At 70.1% G+C, this 20,204-nt stretch carries 14 protein-coding genes; 10 read left to right on the top strand and 4 right to left on the bottom strand.

Annotated features, from left to right (window positions below; genetic code table 11):
- Positions 1-3 precede the first annotated feature (3 nt).
- Positions 4-507: an MmcB family DNA repair protein gene (locus tag BLV24_RS06675; protein ID WP_092680405.1), complete on the bottom strand. Its 504-nt coding sequence runs from the start codon at positions 505-507 to the stop codon at positions 4-6.
- 385 nt (positions 508-892) lie between these two features.
- On the opposite strand from BLV24_RS06675, the gene BLV24_RS06670 reads away from it, so the two are divergent.
- Both BLV24_RS06670 and BLV24_RS22220 read left to right on the top strand, forming a co-directional pair.
- Positions 893-4,561: a vitamin B12-dependent ribonucleotide reductase gene (locus BLV24_RS06670; RefSeq protein ID WP_092680404.1), complete on the top strand. Its 3,669-nt coding sequence runs from the start codon at positions 893-895 to the stop codon at positions 4,559-4,561.
- Between the two features lie 539 nt (positions 4,562-5,100).
- The gene (locus BLV24_RS22220; protein ID WP_218133364.1) at positions 5,101-5,556 is read left to right on the top strand and encodes a putative metalloprotease CJM1_0395 family protein; all 456 of its coding nucleotides are present in this window, start codon (positions 5,101-5,103) and stop codon (positions 5,554-5,556) included.
- 414 nt (positions 5,557-5,970) lie between these two features.
- Here BLV24_RS22220 and BLV24_RS06660 read toward each other — a convergent pair whose 3' ends face one another.
- Positions 5,971-6,357, bottom strand: coding sequence for a winged helix DNA-binding protein (locus BLV24_RS06660; RefSeq protein ID WP_143040241.1), 387 nt, complete (start codon positions 6,355-6,357; stop codon positions 5,971-5,973).
- Between the two features lie 191 nt (positions 6,358-6,548).
- On the opposite strand from BLV24_RS06660, the gene BLV24_RS06655 reads away from it, so the two are divergent.
- Complete coding sequence (locus BLV24_RS06655; protein ID WP_092680401.1) at positions 6,549-7,757, top strand: BaiN/RdsA family NAD(P)/FAD-dependent oxidoreductase; 1,209 nt, start codon at positions 6,549-6,551, stop codon at positions 7,755-7,757.
- A gap of 85 nt (positions 7,758-7,842) precedes the next feature.
- Here the strand turns inward: BLV24_RS06655 and BLV24_RS06650 are convergent, their stop codons facing one another.
- Positions 7,843-8,967, bottom strand: a complete 1,125-nt coding sequence (locus BLV24_RS06650) for a C4-dicarboxylate TRAP transporter substrate-binding protein (protein ID WP_176954659.1) — start codon at positions 8,965-8,967, stop codon at positions 7,843-7,845.
- Between the two features lie 425 nt (positions 8,968-9,392).
- On the opposite strand from BLV24_RS06650, the gene BLV24_RS06645 reads away from it, so the two are divergent.
- From BLV24_RS06645 to BLV24_RS06630, 4 genes are all read left to right on the top strand, one after another.
- Complete coding sequence (locus BLV24_RS06645) at positions 9,393-10,997, top strand: hypothetical protein (RefSeq protein WP_092680399.1); 1,605 nt, start codon at positions 9,393-9,395, stop codon at positions 10,995-10,997.
- Between the two features lie 214 nt (positions 10,998-11,211).
- Positions 11,212-11,757, top strand: coding sequence for a TRAP transporter small permease subunit (locus BLV24_RS06640; RefSeq protein WP_176954658.1), 546 nt, complete (start codon positions 11,212-11,214; stop codon positions 11,755-11,757).
- Positions 11,754-13,073: a TRAP transporter large permease gene (locus BLV24_RS06635; RefSeq protein WP_281242890.1), complete on the top strand. Its 1,320-nt coding sequence runs from the start codon at positions 11,754-11,756 to the stop codon at positions 13,071-13,073. The genes BLV24_RS06640 and BLV24_RS06635 overlap by 4 nt, the downstream gene beginning before the upstream one ends.
- A 203-nt stretch (positions 13,074-13,276) precedes the next feature.
- Positions 13,277-15,487, top strand: coding sequence for an MprF family protein (locus BLV24_RS06630; RefSeq protein ID WP_092680397.1), 2,211 nt, complete (start codon positions 13,277-13,279; stop codon positions 15,485-15,487).
- A 23-nt stretch (positions 15,488-15,510) separates the two neighbouring features.
- On the opposite strand, the gene BLV24_RS06625 is transcribed toward BLV24_RS06630, so the two are convergent.
- Positions 15,511-16,242, bottom strand: a complete 732-nt coding sequence (locus tag BLV24_RS06625; protein ID WP_092680396.1) for a TetR/AcrR family transcriptional regulator — start codon at positions 16,240-16,242, stop codon at positions 15,511-15,513.
- A 202-nt stretch (positions 16,243-16,444) separates the two neighbouring features.
- Between BLV24_RS06625 and BLV24_RS06620 the strand changes: the two genes are divergently transcribed.
- The 3 genes from BLV24_RS06620 (at position 16,445) to BLV24_RS06610 (ending at position 20,042) form a co-directional block, all read left to right on the top strand.
- Complete coding sequence (locus tag BLV24_RS06620; RefSeq protein WP_092680395.1) at positions 16,445-17,086, top strand: TetR family transcriptional regulator; 642 nt, start codon at positions 16,445-16,447, stop codon at positions 17,084-17,086.
- Positions 17,087-17,191: 105 nt separating this feature from the next.
- Positions 17,192-18,334, top strand: a complete 1,143-nt coding sequence (locus tag BLV24_RS06615; protein WP_092680394.1) for an acyl-CoA dehydrogenase family protein — start codon at positions 17,192-17,194, stop codon at positions 18,332-18,334.
- Positions 18,335-18,470: 136 nt separating this feature from the next.
- A complete protein-coding gene (locus tag BLV24_RS06610) occupies positions 18,471-20,042 on the top strand; it encodes a long-chain-fatty-acid--CoA ligase (protein ID WP_092680946.1) in 1,572 nt (523 codons plus the stop codon).
- The last annotated feature ends 162 nt before the right edge of the window (positions 20,043-20,204 follow it).

Here is a 20,204-nt window from a genome sequence, read left to right as displayed (position 1 = left end):
GGCTCAAACCCCCGACAGCGCCGAGAGCCCCGGGTCGAGCGCCGCGCGCAGGCGCATCGCCCCGACCCGCGCGGCCTTCAGGGTCATCGCCTTGCGCCGCGCGGCGGCCATGGGGCGGGGCGCCGGGCTGCGCAGGATCTCGGCTCCGAATCCGTCGGCGCGCATCAGGCCCTGGTCTTCGGGCAGGACCTCGGCCGGGAAGGCCCCGTCCACCGCGAAGAAGAACCGCTCGCACCAGTCGAGATAGCCCGGCCATTTCCGGTCCGAGCGGAAGTCGGGCAGACCCGACTTGCATTCCACGATCCAGATCTCGCCCTTGGGGCCGAGGGCGAACACGTCCGCCCGCAGTCCCCGGGCCGGGACGAATTCGCAGATCGGCGCGAAGCCCAGGTCGATCAGGCCGCGGCACACGCCGCGGGCCAGAACGAATCCCGGCGCCGTGCCCTCCGGCGGGGGCGCGTCGGGGGCGTCGGGCGGGGCGGGGGGACGGGTCGGGTCGGTCTGCACTTGCGGCGCCTCCTTGATGTTCGCATAATGTTCCCCGACTTGGTTTTCGTCAACGACTCTTGCCAATTGGTAAATGTTGCTAATTCGTTCGGTTAACGGCGCCCCTAGGGCTAGTGATCCGACGACGGTCAATCACAAAATCTAGTCAAAACTGGCAAAAAATCTGTTGCGCTGGAGGAGGGGTCTTCCTAATCATGGGCCCACCAGCACCGGCCCACACCACATGTGGTGTTCGCCGCCGCCACCGGGGTCCGCCCCACCACCGCACACCAGATCGATGGAGACGTCCGGCGCACGGGCGCTCCTTTTGGGACGGCGCGACGCACGCGACGCCCTCGGGACAATTGCGAACACGCCCACGGCAAGGGCGGATAAGGGACTCGCCATGAAAATCGAACGCCGCTTCACCCAGGACGGCGCCTCCCCCTACGAGGCGTTCGACTTCCGCAAGGCCACGTCCGAGATCCGCAATCCCAACGGGACCGTGGTGTTCTCGCTCAAGGGCATCGACGTGCCCGCGGACTGGAGCCAGGTGGCCTCCGACGTCCTCGCCCAGAAATACTTCCGCAAGGCCGGCGTTCCGGCCCGCCTGAAGAAGGTGAAGGAAGAGGGCGTGCCCGAGTTCCTGTGGCGCTCGGTCCCCGATGACGCGGCGCTGGCCAAGCTGCCCGAATCCGAGCGCTTCGGCGGCGAGATGAAGGCCCAGCAGGTCTTCGACCGGCTCGCCGGCGCCTGGGCCTACTGGGGCTGGAAGGGCGGCTATTTCTCCTCCGAGGCCGACGCCCAGGCCTATTACGACGAAATGCGCCACATGCTCTGCGCCCAGATGGCGGCGCCGAACTCCCCGCAGTGGTTCAACACCGGCCTGCACTGGGCCTATGGCATCGACGGCCCCAGCCAGGGCCACTTCTACGTCGATTTCCAGACCGGCAAGCTGGTCAAGTCCAAGTCGGCCTATGAGCACCCGCAGCCCCATGCCTGCTTCATCCAGAGCGTCTCGGACGACCTGGTGAACGACGGGGGCATCATGGACCTGTGGACCCGCGAGGCGCGCCTGTTCAAATACGGGTCGGGCACCGGCACCAACTTCTCCTCCGTGCGCGCCGAGAACGAGCCGCTGGGCGGCGGCGGCAAGTCGTCGGGCCTGATGTCCTTCCTCAAGATCGGCGACCGCGCCGCCGGCGCCATCAAGTCGGGCGGCACCACGCGCCGCGCCGCCAAGATGGTGATCTGCGACATGGATCACCCCGATATCGAGGCCTTCATCAACTGGAAGGTCCGCGAGGAGCAGAAGGTCGCCTCCCTCGTCGCCGGCTCCAAGGTGCATGAGAAGAAGCTCAACGAGATCTTCGAGGCGATCCGCGTCTGGGACGGGGCCGAGGGCGACGCCTTCGATCCCAAGAAGAACGCCGCGCTGAAGGCCGCGATCAAGTCCGCCCGCCGCGCCATGATCCCCGAGACCTACACCAAGCGCGTGCTGGAATACGCGGCGCAGGGCTATGGCTCGATCGAGTTCCCGACCTATGACACCGACTGGGACTCCGAGGCCTACCTGACCGTCTCCGGCCAGAACTCCAACAACTCGGTCCGCGTCACCGACGCCTTCCTGAAGGCCGCCCGCGAGGATGCGGACTGGGAGCTGGTGCGCCGCACCGACGGCTCCGTCGCCCGCACCGTCAAGGCGCGCGAGCTGTGGGACCAGATCGGTCACGCCGCCTGGGCCTGCGCCGATCCGGGCGTGCAGTATCACGACACTATCAACGCCTGGCACACCTGCCCGGCGGACGGGCCGATCCGCGCGTCGAACCCGTGCTCGGAATACATGTTCCTCGACGATACGGCCTGCAACCTGGCCTCGATGAACCTGCTGACCTTCCTCGACGCCGAGGGTTTCGACGTCGCCGCCTATGAGCACGCGACCCGGCTGTGGACCGTCACGCTGGAAATCTCCGTGCTGATGGCGCAGTTCCCGTCGGAGGAGATCGCGCGCCGGTCCTACAAGTACCGCACGCTGGGTCTCGGCTACGCCAATATCGGCGGGCTGCTGATGAACATGGGCCTCGGCTACGACTCCGCCGACGGGCGCGCCATGGGCGCCGCCCTGACCGCGATCATGACCGGCGTGTCCTACGCCACCTCGGCCGAGATGGCCGCGGAAGTGGGGCCGTTCCCGGGCTACAAGTCCAACGCCAAGGACATGCTGCGGGTGATCCGCAACCACCGCCGCGCCGCGATGAGCGAGACCGAGGGCTATGAGGGCCTGGCCGTCACGCCGGTGCCGCTGGACGCCGACAACTGCCCGGACTCCGAGCTGGTGGTCCGCGCCCGCGTCGCCTGGGACGAGGCCCTGCGGCTGGGCGAGGCCCACGGCTTCCGCAACGCCCAGGCCACCGTCATCGCGCCCACCGGCACCATCGGCCTGGTCATGGACTGCGACACCACCGGCATCGAGCCCGACTTCGCGCTGGTGAAGTTCAAGAAGCTGGCCGGCGGCGGCTACTTCAAGATCATCAACCAGTCGGTTCCCGCCGCGCTGGAGACGCTGGGCTACGACGAGGTCTCCGTCGACCGCATCATCCGCTACGCCGTGGGCTCCGGCACGCTGGCCGACGCGCCGGGCGTGTCGCTTCAGAAGCTGGTCGCCAAGGGCTTCGGCCCCGAGCAGGTGGAGCTGCTGGAGGCCGCGACCGAGACCGCCTTCGACATCTCCTTCGCCTTCAACCAGTTCACCCTGGGGCTGGAGTTCTGCCGCGACACGCTGGGCATCCCCGAGGCCAAGCTGAACGATCCGTCCTTCTCCATGCTGCGCCATCTCGGCTTCTCCAAGGCCGATATCGACGCCGCCAACAACCATGTCTGCGGGACCATGACGCTGGAAGGCGCGCCGGGCCTGCTGGACGAGCATCTTTCGGTCTTCGATTGCGCCAATCCCTGCGGCAAGATCGGCAAGCGCTATCTCTCGGTGGAAAGCCACATCCGCATGATGGCCGCGGCGCAGAGCTTCATTTCGGGCGCGATCTCCAAGACCGTGAACATGCCCAATGACGCGAGCATCGCCGATTGCCTCGAAGCCTATGAGCTGTCCTGGTCGCTGGGCGTGAAGGCCAACGCGCTCTACCGCGACGGCTCCAAACTGTCGCAGCCGCTGTCCGCCGCGCTGATCGACGACGACGACGACTTCGAGGAGGAGCTGGCCGAGGCCCCGATGGCGGCCCGCGCCTCGATGATCGCCGAGAAGATCGTCGAAAAGGTCATCGTGAAGGAGATCGCCCGCGGTCGCGACAAGCTGCCCGAGCGGCGCAAGGGCTACACCCAGAAGGCCATCGTCGGCGGCCACAAGGTCTATCTGCGCACCGGCGAATACAAGGACGGCCGCCTGGGCGAGATCTTCATCGACATGCACAAGGAAGGCGCCGCCTTCCGCGCCATGATGAACAACTTCGCCATCGCGGTGTCGGTGGGCCTGCAATACGGCGTGCCGCTGGAGGAGTTCGTGGAGGCCTTCACCTTCACCCGCTTCGAACCCGCGGGCCTGGTGCAGGGCAACGACTCGATCAAGAACGCGACCTCGATCCTGGACTACATCTTCCGCGAGCTGGCGGTGTCCTATCTCGACCGCACCGATCTCGCCCATGTGCAGCCGGACGGCGTGCGCTTCGACGAAGTCGGGCGCGGCGACCAGGAGGGCAAGCGCAACTTCGTCGAGGCCGAGGCGACCGTCGCCGAGCAGGCCGTGGCGATGCTGCGCGAGATGACCTCGCCCGGCTACATCCGCAAGCGGGTCCCGCAGGAGCTGTTCGTGGTCCGCGGCGGCGGCGCGTCCCCTGCGGTCGAGGCCACCGCCTCCGTCGCGGCGCTGGAGACGGCGGGCGAAACCGCGACCCTGGTGGAGGCCGCGACGGCTTCGGCGGCGGTCCCGTTCGACGACCGCGCCAAGGCCAAGATGCAGGGCTATGAGGGCGATCCCTGCGGGGAATGCGGGAACTTCACGCTGGTGCGCAACGGCACCTGCCTGAAATGCAACACGTGCGGCGGGACCTCGGGGTGCTCCTGACCCCCTTCGCCGGACGTTAACGAACAGGCCGCAGGCGAAACCACGAGCAGAAAAGCAGAAGCCTGAACCGCTGCGCCTGAACGGGGGGGACTTGTCCGGTCCCCCCCGTTTTCTTTGACGCAATCGATTTTTCACACAAGGCGACTGATCCTCCTGTCGGCGCGACCTGCGGGCAGGGGGCGAATCGTGTGCGCCGGCGGATGGCGTCGCGGCTTTAACGATTTCGAAACCCGGCCTTGAGAAAGTGCGAATGTTCGGGCGATCCCCGTCCCGCCGAGGTCAAGACGATGTTGGGAACTCTCTCCACATACGCCCCCGCCTCCGCCCCCCGCAGGGTGGAGCCTCCGGGCGCCGCGCTCCGCCTGACGGAAGCGCCCGAGGCTGCCGCGCCGCCGCGTCAGACGGCCTCGGATACGGACAACGCAGCGCTTGAAGCGCTCGCCCGCGAAAGCGGCGCAGGCCCGAAGGGCGCGATTAAGAACGACGAATCGCTCGCGGCCCGGCTCGCCCGGGCGACGCTCGAAGCCGGCGACGACCCGGTGGAAACGCCTCCCCCCGAAAATGAAACGCCCGCCGGCGGGCTCTCGGACGCCGAGCGCGACGCCGTGGACCGCATGGCCGACCGCGACCGGGATGTGCGGGCCCACGAAATGGCGCATGTCATCGCCGGACGGCCTTGGGCCGGGCCGCCGGTCTACATGTACCAGATGGGCCCGGACGGGCGCCGCTACGTCATCGGCGGCTTCGTGCCGATCGACGTGACCGAGGTGAAGGGCGACCCCCAGGCCACCGTCTACAAGATGCGGGTGGTGAGCGACGCGGCCCTCGCGCCGCCGGACCCCTCCGCCGCCGACCGTCGGGTCGCGGCCATCGCCCAGGCCAAGCTGCAGGAAGCCCTGGCCGCGATCAGTTCCCAGAGCCGCGCGATCCGCGAAGGCGCGTCGCCCGAAGAGGCGGATGCGGCGGCCGCGTCCGGGCTGAACATCCGGATCTGAAGATCCTCGCGGCGCGCCGCGGCCGCCGTCCCGATGAAGGGGCGGGCCGCCTGGATCCGCGCCCCCGCTTCCCGATCGCGACAGCCTCTCCGTCCCCGGCGCTGGTCCTGCGGCGGCCGAATTTGCGCCGCGTTTCCGCCATGTTTGGGCGGCGGGGACAGGCCGCGATCCCGCCTCACGCCCGCCTCACGCCCCCCCGCGCATTCGCATCGACGAGCCGCCGGCGCCTGGCCGGCATCCCGATTCGCCCCACCGTCCGGCGATAGCCGCCCCCCTGCGCGAGCGCGTTGCGCGGAGCATTTCGGGTGAAGGTCATGGGGCGGGGAGGGCCTGCGCGGCAGGCGCGCGCGGCGCGAAACCGCCCGCCGCGTTCAGGCCTGTCCACGATGTCGGAATACCCCCCGAAGGGGTCGGTCACTCGGCGGCGATGCGCGCTTCGCAGACCGCATCGGCGCAACGCCGGGCCAGCCATTCGCCTTTCGGCGTAAGGTTATGCAGGTTGCGGCGCCGCTCGTTCGGGTCCGGGTCGTTGCTGACCAGCCCCAGCCCCTCGCGCCCCTGCACCACCCGCGTCGACAACGAGCTGACGCCACGGGAGGTTGACGAATTGGCCATGCCGATCCGATGCTGAAGCTCGTTGAGCGACTGCCCCTCCTGGATCGCGATCTCCAGGAACAGCGCCACCTGCTGTAGCGGCATCTCCGGGTCCTGCGCACGGATCACGCCGACCGCCGCAAGCAGCTTTCGCAGCGCGGCGCGGTCCTGGTCCGACAGACCCTCTATGTGAGCTTGAACGGTCATTCACTTGGTTAATACTTGGGGCGAAAGGATGACGCAACCGTATATCGCACCCAACTGAATTTCGCGGGCGAGCGCCCCTCGCGCCGCCGCGCCGAAACGCGCCCGGCGCGGCCATCCCGTCGGCGCGCTTGCCTCCGGGCGCGAACCGTGGTGCGAACCCGTCTCCGCCCCGCCATTCCGGAATCGCCGTCATGCCCGCCGCGCACGCCTTTCACGTCATCGTCCTCGGCGCCGGCGCCGCGGGCATGATGTGCGCCGCGACCGCCGCCGCCCGCGGCGCGCCCGCGCTGGTCATCGACCATGCCGACGCGCCGGGGGAGAAGATCCGCATCTCCGGCGGCGGACGCTGCAACTTCACCAACCTCTCCGGCGGCGACGCGACCCGCTACCTCTCGGGCAATCGCCATTTCGCCAAGTCGGCGCTGGGCCGCTACACGCCCGCCGACTTCCTCGCGCTCGTCGCCCGCCACCGCATCGCCTGGCACGAGAAGACCCTGGGCCAGCTTTTCTGCGACGGCTCGGCGCGCGAGATCGTGGCCATGCTGACCGAGGAGATGGCCCGCGCCGGCGTCGAACTGCGGCTCTCCACCGCCGCCGAGGACATCGCCCACGGCCCGGAGGGCTGGCGCGTGCGGCTGTCGGACGGCACGACCGCCGAGGCCCCGCGCCTCGTGCTCGCCACCGGCGGCAAGTCGATCCCCAAGATGGGCGCCACCGGCTTCGCGCTGAACCTGGCCGAGAGCCTCGGCCTGCCCATCGCCGAGACCCGCCCCGGCCTCGTCCCCCTGACCTTCGGCCCCGAATCGCTGGAGACCCTGCGCCCGCTGGCCGGCGTCGCGGCCCCCGCGGCGGTCTCCGCCGGGCGGGCGCGGTTCGAGGAGGCGCTGCTGTTCACCCATCGCGGCCTGTCGGGCCCGGCGATCCTGCAGGCGTCCTCCTACTGGCGGGAGGGGGAGGCGATCTCCGTCGATCTCGCCCCCCATGGCGCGCCCGGAGAGGCGCTGGTCGCCGCCAAGCGCGCCGGCCCGAAACGCGCGCTGGCCACGGCGCTGGCCGAGCAGCTTCCCCGCCGGCTCGCGCAGGCGCTGGCCGATGGCTCGGGCCTGACCGGCAACCTCGCCGACATGCCCGACAAGGCGCTGCGGGCCTTCGGCGAAGGGCTGCGCGCCTGGACCCTGAAGCCGGTGGGCACCGAGGGCTGGCGCACCGCCGAGGTGATGCTGGGCGGCGTCGCGACCTCCGCGCTCGACGCCCGCACGATGGAGGCCCGCAAGGTCCCCGGCCTGCATGTGATCGGCGAGGCGGTGGACGTCACCGGCTGGCTGGGCGGCTACAATTTCCAGTGGGCCTGGGCCTCGGGCCACGCCGCGGGCGAAGCCATCGCCGACGCTTTCGGCTGAGCCCGCCGCCGCCCCCCGAAAACGAAAAACGCGGCGCCCCCGGTCAGGGGCGCCGCGCCATGCCGATCCCCGAAGGGATGCGGGATCAGAGCCCGTAATCGGCGGGCAGCTTGTTGTAGACCTCTTCCATGAAGCGGGCGACCAGCGCGTCCTGGTCGTCCTCGCCGATCTCGTCGACGATGGCGGTCCACTTCTCGATCAGGCCGTTGAGGGTGTCGACCATCGCCTGCGCGTCGTCGATGCCGTACTTGTCCTTGGCCTCGGACACGATCATCGGCGTGTCGCCTTCGACGAAGGCGGCCTTGTCGGCCTTCATCTCGTCGGAGGGCTGGATGATCTCCACGCCATGCTCGGCGGCGGCGGCGAGCACTTCCTCGTCGGCCTGGGTGTAGAGCATGGTGGCCTGGACGCCGGCGCGGGCGGCCTGCTCAAGGAACATCTTGCGCGCGGCCTCGTCCTGATCCTGCCAGAAGCGCTGGTTGAACGACAGCAGCGACAGCGAGTGATAGGTGCCCAGGTTCAGCACGGTGTTGTACTTGGCCGTGTCCCACAGCGAGTAGGAGCGCATCGCGCCCGGCGCCTGGATGGCGATGTCGAGCGCGCCCTTGTCGAGCCCCTCATACATCTCCGAAGACGGCACGTTCACCTCGATGCCGCCGACCTTGGCCGCCCAGCGCGACCACAGCGAGCCCGGGACGCGCATCTTCTTGCCCGCCAGATCGGCGGTGGAGCGGATCGGCTCCTTGGAGATCAGCGTGTAGGGCGAGGTCGAGTAGGTGCCGGTGTAGACGATGTCCTGCGCGAGATACTCGTCCAGGCAGGGCTGGCAGTGCAGCAGGTTGAACTCGGAGGCCATGAACATGGCGACCAGCGCCGAGGGGGTCGACAGACCCATGTCGGCGACGACCTGGGCGCGGGGGAACTCGGCCGGGAAGTAGGTCATGGCCATCATGCCCACGTCGGCGATGCCGTCGCGCAGGCCCGACAGGGTCGGCTTGGCGCCGAGCAGGGCGCCGCCCTGGAAATACTTGACGTTCCAGTCGCCCGAATCCTCGAGCGCCTTGATCATCGGGTCGTAGCCCCCGACCGTGACCGGGTGCTTGGGCCCGACCCAGAGCGAGGCGGTGATGCGGTCGGCGGCCTGCGCGGCGGAGCCGGCGGCGGCGAAAGCGACCACGGCCGCGACTGCGGCCTTAGCGAAACGGTTCATGCGTGTCTCCTCCCAGGGGGCCCGCGCGCGTCGCCGGGCCCGAAGCCCATCCGCGGGTTTGCGACGCCCCGGATGGTTCGGCGGCATACTGCATTGCGCGCGGATGAATTGTCCAGTTGGTGTTCCGCCTGTCGGGACGAAGTTCGTCAATCATTTGATCAGGGCGCTGATTTCGAACGGCGCGGCGGCGGAGGCGCGGGCCCCGGCTTGCAAGCGCGGATGGCGGCGCGCAAAGATCGCGCCGACATGCGCCAGTTTCCGCGCCGCCGCGCGCTTCGCTCCCCGACCCGTTCCGCCCGGACCGAGGGCCGCTTCGCAACGCGATCATGGGCGTTGCGCGCCGGCGGATCGCGCCCGCACGCAACGCGTCTGTCCAGGTCGGGCCCGTCCGGGATGGGGCCCTCCGGGATGGGGGTGGGGGCGGCATGAGCGGGGCCGACGCGCCGTCTTCTTCCGGCCCCTCCGCTTCCGCGTCCTCCACGCCCCCCGCGTCGGACCCCCCCGCTTCGGACCCCCCCGCTTCCGGCCCCCCCGCGCCGAATCCGTCGCTGGCGGCCTCCGCGGCGCCGGGGGCCCCGCCGCCGGGCCTGCTCGACCGGGCGGTCTCCGCGCTTCTGCTCGCCGTCTCGGCCGGCGCGCTGGTCCGGGCGTTCAGCGGCGCGGAATGGGCGGCCTCGGCGGCCATCGCGGCGTTGCTGGCCTTCTGCGTGCTGGGCCGGGGACTGCTGAAGATGCGGGAGCGGCTGCTGCTCGCCGTCGCCATCGCGCTGACCGTGGCGGAGGTGGCGAGCGGCGATCGCCCGGGCGCCGTGATCTGGGATGCGCTGGACCGCGCCGCCTTTCTCGCCGCCTTCATGCTTCTGATCGGCGTGCTGCGCGACGCGGCGGCGACCTCGGGCTCCGTGGCCGCGTCGGGGCGCTGGCTGACCCGGCAGCCGCCGGGACGGCGCTACGGCGCGCTCGGCTCGGGCGGGCACGTGATGGCGGTGCTGCTGAACGTCGGCGCGCTGAACCTGCTGGCGCCGCTGATCCAGGCCGGCGTGCAGGCGGGCCGCGACGCCGGAGAGCCGCCCGACATCTCCGCGATCAAGGAGCGGCGGCAATTCTCCGCCCTGCTGCGCGGCTTCGCCACCGCGATCCTCTGGGCCCCGACCACGGTCACCCAGGCGATGCTGGCCAACCTGTTCCCGGGCGCCGATCCCTGGCGGGTGATCGGCGGCGGGCTGGGGCTGGCGGCGGTGCTGGGCGTGGCCGGCTATGTCGAGGACCGGATCCGCTGGGCCGGCGTGCAGCGCCGGGCCGAGGCCGCCCGCGCCGTCGCCGGCCAGCGCCGTCCGGACCCGCCGCCGATCCCGCGGGCGGCGCTGCTGGACGTGGGTTTCATCGCCCTGGCGCTGGTCGGGATCGCGGCGGCGATCTCCGCGCTCGCCGGCGTGGCGATGGTGCCCGCGCTGATGCTGGGCGCGCCGCTGCTGACCCTGGGCTGGATGTTCTCGCAGGCCCTGGGCGGACGAGGCGGGCCCCGCGCCGCCCCCCGCGCGGCGCTCGCCGTCACCGCGCGGCGCGGCGCGGCGATCCTCGGCCGGTCGATCCCCGCCTCGGCGCCCGAGGCGATCACGCTCGCGGTCGCGGGCTACATGGGGGCCATGCTCGCGGCCCTGCTGCCGCCCGACGCGGTGGCGGCCTGGACCGACAGCCTCCCCACCCTGCTGCTGCTGGCGCTGCTGCCGCTGGGCATCTGCCTGGTGGTGCAGGCGGCGATCACGCCCATCGTCTTCGTGGTCTTCGTCGGCAACGCGCTGGGGGCCTCGGGCGCCATGCCCGCCGATCCCGCCCTGCTGATCCTGGCCATGGGCGCGGGCTGGGCGCTGGCGCTCACCTGCTCGCCCTTCGCGGCCGCCGCGCTGGTGCTGGGCCGGGTCACCGGGCTTTCGCCCGCCGACATCACCTGGCGGTGGAACCTGGGCTATTCGGCGCTGGCCTATCCGCTGGCGGTGGGCTGGCTGGGGCTGCTGCTCATCATGTGGTGAAACGTCCCGCGCCCGGGCGGTCCCGGATTTGACCGCGCAGTTGACCGTTCGCATGCGGCCGGATAGCGTCCCGCGCCACGACGCGAGCGCAAGGGCCCGTCGGACAAGGAATATGGGGAGGAGACGCCGTGATCCGGAGGATCGACGGGCCTGGACTTCGCGTCCGGGCCGAGCACGGATGCGCGCCGCCGCATCCCGCGCGGAGGATGCGCGCATGAAGGCGATCGACAGGATGATCGACCTGCTCTCGTTCGTGTTCATGGCCATCGCCGCCATCGCGCTGACGCTGATGATGGGGCATGTCACGGTCGATGTGGCGGGCAAGTACCTGCTCAACGCGCCGGTGCCGGTGACGCTGGAGATGGTGTCCAACTACTACATGGTCGCCGTCGTCTTCCTGCCGCTGGCGGCGGTGGAGAAGGTCAACGGCCATATCCACGTGGAGCTGATCTATTCCGCCCTGCCGCGCGTCGGCCGGCGGGTGCTGGACGTCGCCGCCCACGCGCTGGCGCTGGGCTTCTTCGCCATGCTGATGCGCTATTCCTGGGTCTCGGCCGTGCGCAAGTTCGAGGTCGGCGAATTCATCATGGGCACCTATCCCATCATCATCTGGCCCAGCCGCTTCCTGGTGCCGCTGGGCTGCGGCCTGATCGCGGCCTTCCTGGTGCTGCGGCTGGTCCGCGCGGTCATCCGCCTGGTGCGGGCCGATCTCGACGACACCGACGCCGAGAACGCGGCGCTTGCGGGAGGCGGACATTGAGCGAGCTTGATCCCGAAACCATCGGCATCATCGGCATCGGCGTCCTGCTGACCATGATCTTCCTGCGCGTGCCCATCGGCGTCGCGCTCGGCATGGTCTCCGCCGGCGGCATCTACCTGATCCTCGGCCCCCGCGCCGCGGTCGGGATGATGGCCGAGATCCCCTACGACTTCACCGCCCACTGGACCCTCAGCTCGATCCCCATGTTCCTGCTGATGGGCTATTTCTGCTACCATGCGGGCCTGACCGAAGGGCTGTTCCGCGTGGCCCGGCTGTGGCTGAGCTGGCTGCCCGGGGGGCTGTCCATCGCCTCCATCCAGGGTTCGGCGCTGTTCGCGGCCGTCACCGGCTCGTCGCTCGCCTGCACCGCCGCCATGGGGCGGATCGCGGTGCCGGAGATGCTGAAGGCCGGCTATGACAAGGGGCTCGCCACCGGCACGGTCGCCGCGGCGGGGACCATCGGGTCGATGATTCCGCCGTCGATCCTGCTGATCATCTACGGCATCTTCGTCGAGCAGCCGATCTCGCAGCTCTTCGCCGGCGCCTTCCTGCCCGGCGTGCTGACCGCGCTGATGTATTCGCTGATGGTGTTCGTGCGGGCCTGGAGAACGCCCTCGCTGGCGCCGCGGGTCGACGAGCATCCCACCTTCTCCGAGCGCATGGGCGCGCTGGGCGACACCTGGCCGGTGATGCTGCTGGTGGCGGGCGTGTTCGGAGGCCTGTTCTCCGGCGTGTTCACCCCGACCGAGGCCGGTTCCATCGGCGCCTTCCTCGCCTTCCTCATCGCCCTGATGAAGCGGTCGATGTCGAAGACGGTGTTCATGTCGGCGGTCAACGAGACGCTGCGCTCCACCGCCTCGATCTTCGTCATCGCCATCGGCGCGCAGTTGCTGACCCGCTTCTTCGCGCTATCGGGGGTCACGGACATCCTCGCCGACTTCATCTCGGGGTCGGGCTATTCGCAGCTTCAGACCATCCTGCTGATCTCGGTGGCGCTGCTGATCCTGGGCATGCTGCTCGATCCCATCGGGATCATGCTGCTGACCATCCCGATCCTGCTGCCGGTGCTGGAGAGCCAGTCGATCAACCTGATCTGGTTCGGCATCCTGATGGCCAAGTTCCTGGAGGTGGGCTTCATCACCCCGCCGGTGGGGCTGAACGTGTTCGTCGTGAAGGGCATCGTCGGGGATCAGGTTCCCACGCACGAGATCTTCAAGGGCATCGGCTGGTTCGTGGTCATGGATGCGATCACCATCACCCTGCTGATCGCCTTCCCGTCGATCACGCTGTGGCTGCCGTCGCTGATCGCCAACTGATCGCTCGCCCGACGGCGAAGACCCGATCCTCGCGCGCCCCGGTTCCGGCCGGGGCGCGTTTCTTTTCGGGACCTGTTCCAACTAACAGGGAAAACGATTTCTTGACGGGGGCGGAAAGGCGCTCCCGGCGCGTTTCCGTTAAGTTCTTGGACATTCCGGGCCCCCATGTTCCTCGGCGGAGCGAGCAGAGGGGAACGGGTTTCATGACCGACATCACCGGGATCGACGCGGGCGGCGTTTCGACCGCCCTGGGCCGGCGCGCGCGCCGGATCGCGCTTCGGGCGGCGGGGCCGCTCGCGGTCGCGGGGCTCGCGGTCTGGGCGATGCGCGACCGCCTGGCCGAGATCGAGGGCGAGGCGCTGATCGCCGCGCTCGCCGCCGCGCCGGCCGCCGCCATCGTCGCGGCGCTGATCCTCACCGTGCTCTCGCATGTCTTCATCTCGGGCTACGACGTCTTCGCGGCGCGGCGGCTGGGGCTGAACCTCGGCGCGGGGCGGCTGCTGGCCGGGGGTTTCGCCGCGGGCGCGGTGGCGCAGACCCTGGGCTTCGGCGCCGTCACCGGCGCCCTCGCCCGCTGGCGGGCCCATGCCGGCGCCGGGATCGGCCCGGCCCAGGCCGCGGCGTTGACCGGCATGGCCTCGCTGGGCTTCTTCACCGGCGTGGCGGGCTTTCTCGCGCTGGTCACGCTGATCGATCCCTCGGCCGCCATCGACCTCACCGGCGCTTCCGCCTCCGGCGCGCAGAGCGTCGCGGCGCTGGCGCTGGCCGGCCTGGTCGCCGCCTGCGCCGCGGCCTCGCATCGCCGCTTCCGCGTGGCGGGGCTGGATCTGCGCGGCCCCGACCTGGGCTGGCTGGTCCGCTCGGTGGTGCTGACCGCCGGCGACCTGATCGCCGCGGGCCTCGCCCTGTGGGTGCTGATGCCGATGGCCTGGGCGCCCGCGCCGCTGGAGCTGATCGCCGTCTTCGCCGCCGCCCTCGGGCTGGGCCTGCTGACCGGCGCGCCGGGCGGGGCGGGCGTGTTCGAGGCGGCGCTGATCGTCGCCTTCCCGACCGTGCCGGCGGCCGAGCTCGCGGCCTCCATCCTGATGTTCCGCGTCATCTACCATGGCCCGACCCTGGTCGCCGCCCTGGTCCTGCTGCGCCGCGCCCCCGGGCGCGCTGCGGGCCGCCCCGAAACCCCCGAAACCCCCGAGACCCCGTCGGAGGCCGAGATCCGCGACCGCGTGCAGTGGATCCTCGACGAAGGCGACCGGGCCGAGGGCGAGCTCGCCTGGCTGGGCGACAAGCGCTTCATGCTCTCCGATTGCGGCCGGGCCTTCGTCATGTACGCGGTGCAGGGCCGCCGCTGGGTGGCGCTGGGCGACCCGCAGGGGCCGCGCGCCGCCTGGGGCCCTCTGGTCGACCGGTTCGAAGCCGCCGCCCGCGCCGCCCGCGGCCGCGTCGCCATCTACAAGTCCGACGAATCCGCCCGGGACTTCTGGGCCGCCCGCGGCTGGAAGATCCAGAAGCTGGGGGAGGAAGGCGCGCTCGACCTCGCCGCCTTCACCCTGGACACGCCCGAGCGTCGGGAGCTGCGCCGCAAGCTCTCCCGACTGAAGAAGGTCGGCGTCACGATCGTCCGCCGCGCGCCCGGTGAGGCCGACCCGGCCGAGCTGGCGGACGTCGCCGAAGCCTGGACCGAAGGCGGCGCCAAGCGGGAGCGCAGCTTCTCCATGGGCCACTGGGACTGGACCTTCGCGCGCCGGCATGAACTGGTCGAAGCCCGCAAGGACGGGCGCCTGGTCGGCTTCGTCACCGCCTGGACCTCCGGCGACGGGTCGGAGCGGATGCTGGACCTGATGCGCCTGCGCCCCGACGCGCCGGACGGGACCATGCACGCCCTGATCGTCGAGGCCGCGCTGGCCGCGCAGGAGGCCGGGGCCGCCCGCTTCAACCTGTGCATGGCGCCGTTGTCGGGGCTGGACGACGACCCCGCCGGGACCCGCCTGTCGAAGATCGGCGCCCGGATCTACGCCAGGGAGGGCGATCCGCAGGGCCTGCGCGGCCTGCGCCGGTTCAAGGAGATCTTCCGCCCGGACTGGACCGCGCGCAACCTCGTGTGCCGCTCGGTGCTGGAGATGCCGGCGGCGCTCGTCGCCACTCACCGGCTGGTCGAGGGCGCGGCGCGCGATCCGGGCGCGGCGCGCCTGCCGATCTTCGCGCTGGTCCCGACGCTGGCGCCGCGTCCCAAATTGCCGCGCGGCGTGATCCGCCTCCGCCGCAGGGGCGCCCCGGCGCCCGTCGCCGCGCCCGTTTCCGACGCGCCGGGCGCCCGCATCCTGGATTTCGCTATGCGCCGCCGCCGGGCCGCCGCCGCGAAAGCCATCGTCGGCGCCGAGGCCGCCAGCGCCCCGCGCCGCGCCCGGGCGGGCTGAGCCCGCCTGCCGCCGCCGCTCGTTCAGTCGAGGGGCGGCAGCGGGTCTGGGGTGCGGGGCGGGGTCTTGAGATCCTCGATCATCGCCGCGATCCCGGCGGACACGGTGTCGAGCACCACCGCCTCGTCGCAATCGCGCATCAGCCAGTCGCGCATCGGGCCGAAGGCGTTGGCGTAGATGATGAAATTCGCCACCACCTCAGGCCGCTTGTCCTCCTCCGCCGCCCCGGACTCGGCGCGGAGCTGGGCGGCGAGGGACCGGATCAGCCGCTCCTCCCGCAGGCGCAGGGTCTCGCGGTCCTGCGCATCGAGATGCGGGACCGAGCGATAGGCCAGCAGCGTCGCCAGCCGCCGTTTCTTCCACGAATGCCGCAGGATCCGCGCCACCGCCGTCCGGACCGAGCCGCGGGCCGGATCGCCCAGCACCTCCGGCATGCCGCCGTTCTGGCCGCGGAACCACAGCCGGTTCAGCACTCGACGCAAGATGTCGTGCTTGTTGGCGACGTAATCGTAAAGCGACGCCTGATTGACGCCCGAACGCGCGCAGATATCCCGAATGGTGGTGGAGGCGTAGCCCTTCTCGATGAACAGCTCCAACGCCGCGTCCAGCAGCTGGTCGCGGCGCAGCTCGACCCGGGCCGGGTCGCGGATGGCGTTGATCTCGGCTTCCTCCAGCACGCGATGGGCGCTGTCCCGGGGCCGGGCTTCGGGCCCCGCTTCGGGATCGGGCGGGGTCCGGTTCGCTGCGTCGTCCATGCGCGCCCCTCATTGCCGCGTCGGAAGGCCAAGTTTCACGCCTAGACCCCGCCCGGACCGATGGCAAGTCGGGCGGGGCGTCTCGGCGCGCGAAATCCGCGGATTTCGGGGGAATCGCGGGGCCTCGGGTCAATGGGTGACAAGGGCTCGCCGCGCAATTAAGGTCGCGGAAGCATTTGGCAGGGGCGGTCTTAACTTGACGATGAGCGACGACGCGACGGCGGAGCGGGGCGACGGCGAACGCCTGTCCACGCGGGACAGCCTTCTGGCCGCGGCGAGCGCGCTGATGCGCAGCCGCGACACGCTGGGCGTGTCGATTTCGGACATCGCCGCCGAAGCGGGCGTGAACTCGGCGCTGGTCAAATACTATTTCGGCAACAAGAACGGCCTCATGCTCGCGTTGCTGGAGCGGGACCTGTCGCTCTCCATCACGCAATTGCGAGATCTGGTGGCGATGGACATGCGCCCCGCCGCCAAGATGCGCTATCATCTTTCGGGGCTGATCCGGATTTACTTCCGGTTTCCCTATCTGCAACGCCTGCTCATCTCGATCATGCGGGATGAGAGCGAAGAGGTCGGCCGCCAGATCGCGGAGACCTACCTGAGCCCCATCGCCCAGGCCTATGAGACCATGATCGCCGAGGGCGTCGCCGCCGGCGAATTCAGGCCGACGGACTCGCGGTTCTTCTACTTCACCGCCATAGGCGCCTGCGACCAGATCTTTTCGGCCCGCTTCGTGCTGAAATACGTCCACGGCATCGACGAGATCGACGACGACCTGCGCCGCGTCTATGTGGAGCAGACCGTCGGCCTGATCATGGACGGACTCTCGGTCCGCCGCTGAGCCTCCGCGACCCTTCCCCCCGCGTCGCCGGCGCGCTTGCCGGCCTTATCTTAATCGCGTAATTAAATGCGGGAACGGCCATAAGCGCCGCCCAAGGGAGGAACCATGCTCGACGCTGCCGAACGCACCGCCTATGGCGAGGATCACGCCCAGTTCCGCGACACCGTCCGTCGCGTCTTCGACCGCCACATGGTCCCCAACCTGGACCGCTACGAGGCCGAAGGCGTCGTCGATCGCGACGCCTGGAAGGCCGCGGGCGAGGGCGGGCTGCTGTGCCCGACCGTGCCGGAGGAATACGGCGGGCTGGGGCTCGACTACCGCTACAACGCCGTGGTCGCCGAGGAACTGGCCTATATCGGGTCGTCCGCCGGCTTCACCCTGCAATCCGACATCATCGCCGGCTACCTGGAGGCCTACGGCTCCGAGGAGCAGAAGGCCAAATTCCTGCCGGGCATGATTTCGGGCGACGTCATCGGCGCCATCGCCATGACCGAGCCGGGCGCCGGCTCCGACCTTCAGGGCGTGCGCACCACCGCGATCCGCGACGGCAACCACTATGTCGTCAACGGCTCCAAGACCTACATCACCAACGGCCAGAACGCCGATTTCGTGATCGTGGTCGCCAAGACCGACCCCGCGCTGGGCGCCAAGGGCATCAGCCTGGTGATCGTGGAGGCCGACCGCGACGGCTTCTCCCGCGGGCGCAACCTCGACAAGATCGGCCAGCATTCGGCCGATACGTCGGAGCTGTTCTTCGCCGATGTGCGCGTGCCGATCACCAACTGCCTCGGCACGGAGGGGCAGGGCTTCGCGCAGCTGATGAACCAGCTCCCGCAGGAGCGGCTGTCGATCTGCTGTTCGGCCATGGGCGCCGCCCAGCGTGGCTTCGATGAGGCGGTGGCCTTCGTGAAGGGCCGCGCGGCCTTCGGCAAGACCATCATGGACTTCCAGAACACCCGCTTCGAACTGGCCTCGATGAAGGCCAAGCTTCAGGCCGGCTGGGCCCATCTGGACTGGGCGATCAACCGCCATTGCGAGGGCAAGCTGACCACCTACGAGGCCTCGGCCGCGAAGCTGTGGTTCACCGAAATGCAGTGGGAGGTGCTCGACGCCTCGCTGCAGCTGCATGGCGGCGCCGGCTACATGAACGAGTATCCGATCGCCCGCCTGTGGCGCGACGCGCGGGTGCAGCGGATCTACGGGGGCACCTCCGAGATCATGAAGGAGCTGCTGTCGCGCAGCATCTGAGCCCGCGCCCCCGCCGCCGGACGCAAGACGCGGACCGGCGGCGGGGGCAGGCTTTCGGGCGTTTCGGGCGGCGCGCGCCGTCGGTTGCAGGGGAAAGGGGGGCGCGGAAAAGCCTCTCGCCCCGGGGAGGATGACGATGATCGATCCGAAGGCGATGACCACGCTGGGCTTGCTGTCGCGCGCCAACGCCGCGCGCCGGCCCGACGCGATGTGCCACAAGTTCGAGGGGCGGGCGACGACCTTCGCCCAGTTCGACGCGCTGGCGGACAAGGTCGCCAACGCGCTGGACGCCCAGGGCGCCAAGCTGGTGGCCTATCTCGGCAAGAATTCCGACGCGGCTTACGAACTGCTGGTCGGCACGGCCCGCGCCGGCGGCATCTTCGGCCCGATCAACTGGCGCCTGGCGCCCGAGGAAGTGGCCGGCGTCATCAACATCTTCGGCCCCGACGTGCTCTGCGTCGGCCCCGAGTTCCACGCCGCCGTCGAGGCGATCCGCGACCAGCTTCCCGCCGATCTCACCCTTGTCGCCATGGAGGGCGGGCACGAGACCTGGCCCGCCTACGAGACCTGGCGCGACGCCCATCCCGCCGGCTATCCGGACGACAAGGCCGGCCCGGACGATCCCTGCCTACTGCTGTTCACCTCCGGCACCACCGGCCTGCCCAAGGGCGTGATGCTGTCGGGCGGCAACCTGCTGCGCCAGCGCGCGGCGATGGCTGAGGCGGCGATGGCCTATGACAGCTGGGAAGACGACGACATCAACCTCGTCGCCATGCCCTTCGCCCATATCGGCGGGCTCGGCCTGTGGGTCATCAGCTTCGCCAATTGCTGCGGCGCGATCATCACCCGTGAATTCGACCCGATCGAAGCCATGGACCTGATCCACAACGAAGGCGTCTCGCGCCTGTTCGCCGTGCCCGCCGCGCTTCAGTTCATCGTCCGCCATCCCAAGGCGAAGGAGACGGACTTCTCCGGCATCCGCTCCATCTCCTACGGCGCGGCCCCGATGCCGCTGCCTCTGCTGCGCGAATGCCTCGAGGTGATCGGCGGCAAGCTGACCCAGGTCTACGGGATGACCGAGACCACCGGCTCCATCTGCCTGCTGCCGCCTGAGGATCACGACCCCGCCGGCTCGCCGCGCATGAGCTCCGCGGGCAAGCCCATGCCGGGGCAGGAGGTCATGATCCTCGACCCGGAGGGGAACGAAGTCCCCCTTGGCGAAATCGGGGAGATCGCGACCCGCGGGCCGCAATGCATGATCGGCTACTGGAAGAACCCCGAGGCCACGGCGAAAACCAAGACCGAGGACGGCTGGGTCAAGTCCGGCGACGCCGGCTACATGGATGCGGACGGCTACGTCTACATTCACGACCGGATCAAGGACATGATCATCTCGGGCGGCGAGAACGTCTATCCGGCGGAGGTCGAGAGCGTGCTCTACGGCCATCCCGCCGTGTCCGAGGCCGCGGTGATCGGCGTGCCCGACGACCGCTGGGGCGAGGCGGTGAAAGCCGTGGTCACCCTCAAGGAGGGCGCGAGCCTCGACGAGGCGGCGGTAATCGGCCACTGCCGCCAGCATCTCGCGGCCTTCAAGTGCCCCAAGACGGTGGATGTGATCCCCGCCATGCCGCGCAACGCCTCCGGAAAGCTGCTCAAGCGCGACCTGCGCGCGCCCTACTGGGAAGGCCGCGGGCGTCAGGTGAACTGAGCTGGCGGGGGAATGACGCGGTTAAGATACGCGATCCTTACTTTCCCGGATTGTCGGACACAGCGCCCGTGTTAAGACGGTGCGGTCCGGCGAGGCGCCGCGATACGGCTCGCGCCGCCGCCCCGATTTCATGCGCTCGGCCTCGATGCCGTTCGCGCCAAC

Origin of the sequence: Albimonas donghaensis (assembly GCF_900106695.1) — a bacterium.
In the GTDB taxonomy this organism is placed as follows: domain Bacteria; phylum Pseudomonadota; class Alphaproteobacteria; order Rhodobacterales; family Rhodobacteraceae; genus Albimonas; species Albimonas donghaensis.
The sequence above is the reverse complement of the archived record's forward strand: the minus strand, read 5'-3'. Positions and strand labels throughout refer to the sequence as shown.

Excerpts from the sequence above, each read along its gene's own strand:
- BLV24_RS06670 (WP_092680404.1), top strand. The coding sequence starts at position 893 with ATGAAAATCGAACGCCGCTTCACCCAGGACGGCGCCTCCCCCTACGAG.
- BLV24_RS06660 (WP_143040241.1), bottom strand. The coding sequence starts at position 6,357 with ATGACCGTTCAAGCTCACATAGAGGGTCTGTCGGACCAGGACCGCGCC.
- BLV24_RS06655 (WP_092680401.1), top strand. The coding sequence starts at position 6,549 with ATGCCCGCCGCGCACGCCTTTCACGTCATCGTCCTCGGCGCCGGCGCC.
- BLV24_RS06650 (WP_176954659.1), bottom strand. The coding sequence starts at position 8,967 with ATGAACCGTTTCGCTAAGGCCGCAGTCGCGGCCGTGGTCGCTTTCGCC.
- BLV24_RS06645 (WP_092680399.1), top strand. The coding sequence starts at position 9,393 with ATGAGCGGGGCCGACGCGCCGTCTTCTTCCGGCCCCTCCGCTTCCGCG.
- BLV24_RS06640 (WP_176954658.1), top strand. The coding sequence starts at position 11,212 with ATGAAGGCGATCGACAGGATGATCGACCTGCTCTCGTTCGTGTTCATG.
- BLV24_RS06630 (WP_092680397.1), top strand. The coding sequence starts at position 13,277 with ATGACCGACATCACCGGGATCGACGCGGGCGGCGTTTCGACCGCCCTG.
- BLV24_RS06625 (WP_092680396.1), bottom strand. The coding sequence starts at position 16,242 with ATGGACGACGCAGCGAACCGGACCCCGCCCGATCCCGAAGCGGGGCCC.
- BLV24_RS06620 (WP_092680395.1), top strand. The coding sequence starts at position 16,445 with ATGAGCGACGACGCGACGGCGGAGCGGGGCGACGGCGAACGCCTGTCC.
- BLV24_RS06615 (WP_092680394.1), top strand. The coding sequence starts at position 17,192 with ATGCTCGACGCTGCCGAACGCACCGCCTATGGCGAGGATCACGCCCAG.
- BLV24_RS06610 (WP_092680946.1), top strand. The coding sequence starts at position 18,471 with ATGATCGATCCGAAGGCGATGACCACGCTGGGCTTGCTGTCGCGCGCC.